General features: G+C 38.9%; 2 protein-coding genes. Both read left to right on the top strand.

What is annotated here, in order from left to right; genetic code table 11:
* On the top strand, positions 1 to 837 hold an 837-nt coding region (locus tag AC29Z1_RS04940; protein WP_488270345.1), incomplete at its 5' end, for a sensor histidine kinase.
* Positions 830 to 2141: sigma-54-dependent transcriptional regulator (locus tag AC29Z1_RS04935; protein ID WP_488270344.1), on the top strand; the 1312-nt coding region annotated here is incomplete at its 3' end. The genes AC29Z1_RS04940 and AC29Z1_RS04935, both read left to right, overlap by 8 nt.

Raw genomic sequence — 2141 nt, 5'->3', positions numbered from 1 at the left:
CCTGTACAGTATTATAAACGTAATTTTAGTATCGCTTTAGGAATTGTGGTAGTACTGGTTGTGATTGCAAGCATATTTATTCAAATTAATATGTATTTGCAGCGGGAAGTAAAAAAACGTACGCTGGAAATTCAGAAAATTAATGAAGAATTGCAGCGTAAAGATAAGATGGAGGCGCTGGGTAAGCTTATTTCATGCATTGCCCATGAAATTCGCACTCCATTGACTTCGATTAAAACGTTTGTTGAGTTATTGCCAACTAAATATGATAATCCCTTGTTTAGAGAAAAGATCAGTCAATTTGTTCCGCAGGAAGTAGAACGGCTCAATAACATTGTTAACGATTTGCTGACATATGCTAATCCGCGTAAGATTGAGCGGGAACCTGTTTCAATTAAAGCCCTGATTGATAATGTTATGGTGTTTTTTGCCGGGAGTATTGCCGAGCAAGGAATTGATTTACAGGTGGATATTAGTGAAAAGCTGGTTATTTATGTCGATAGACAGCAAATGAAACAAGTAATAATTAATCTATTGCTAAATGCTATCCAGGCGCTCGAACACTGTAACAATCCCAAGCTGGTGATAACTGGCGGTATGAAGGATGGGTTGCCATATTTGCAGATCGTTGATAATGGTGCTGGTATTGCCGAAGAAAATCGGAAGTTTCTATTCGAACCCTTCTTTTCGACCAAAGATCGCGGGACAGGATTAGGACTGTTTGTCAGTTATCAGTTAGCCAGGCAAAATAATGTGGTTATCAAGATTGACAGTCAGCTAGGAAGCGGGACTAAAGTAACACTAATATTTAGCTCTGAGGAGAATGAAAATGCATAAATTGTTGATTGTTGATGATGAACCAGCCATTTGCAATTCGCTGTATTTTGCTTTAGAGGATAAATATTTGGTAACAACAGCAAGTTCTGCTGAGGAGGCGCTGACCGCTGTTGCAAAACTGGAATTTGATATTGTCTTATTGGATCTAAAACTAGGCAGTGCCGATGGCATGGAAGTATTAACCGAGATTAAAAAAATTGATAGCAGTATTATTGTCATTATTATGACTGCCTATGGCAGCATACAATCGTCTGTGGCCGCGATGAAAGCCGGTGCGTTTTACTATCTGACAAAACCTATTAATATGGATGAACTCAATATGTTGCTTACCAATGTTTCAGAATATATTGGTATGCGTTCCAAGGTTGAGTATTTAAATGAAAAGCTGACAGCACAACATGAAATAGCAGGCATGGTTGGCACTTCGGCAGCTATACGGCAAATTTTGCATGACATTGAGCGGGTCAAAGATGTAGATTCCAATGTACTCATATATGGGGAGAGCGGTACGGGTAAAGAGCTGGTTGCTAAAGCACTGCATTATTTAAGTGTGCGAAAAAAGGAACCGTTTGAGGTTATTAATTGTGCTGCTATTCCCTCTGAACTGTTGGAAAGCGAATTATTCGGTTATGAAAAGGGAGCATTTACAGGCGCAACACAACGCAAAAAAGGAATATTTGAGCTTGCTGATCAGGGTACACTGTTTCTTGACGAGATTGGCGAGATGGATATAAAATTACAAGCTAAGTTATTGCGAGTCGTACAGGAAAAAGAAATTGTGCCTATTGGCTCATGTCAGCGCCGAAAGATTAATGTGCGCATTATTTGTGCGACTAACCGGAATTTGAAGCAGATGGTAGCCGAAGGAAAGTTTCGGGAAGATTTATATTTCCGTCTTAATGTAGTTAATTTTCAATTACCGCCGCTAAGAGAGCGCCGTGAGGATATTCCCATCTTGGCTCAATATTTTGTTGATAAATATAATAAAAAAATGGCTAAACAAATTAAATATATTGAGCCAGATTTTTTGGCAAGACTAATGCAATATGAGTTTAGAGGTAATGTCAGGGAATTGGAAAATATTATTGAACGCGCTATGGTATTTGCCGATGATGGTGTTTTGCGGGTAGGCAATTTACCGGCCGAAGTTCAGCAACAGCATTATACGGACGAAATGAAGCCAGATAAAAGTAAAAAATTAATACCTATTTATGTGGGGGAAGATTTGGGGACCATCGAAAGAAAGGTTATTACTTCGACTTTGTTGTTTTATCAAGGTGACAAAGCTAAAACGGCCAGCACGT

The sequence above is a fragment of the Sporomusa sp. genome, from assembly GCF_057736855.1.
The sequence above is the reverse complement of the archived record's forward strand: the minus strand, read 5'-3'. Positions and strand labels throughout refer to the sequence as shown.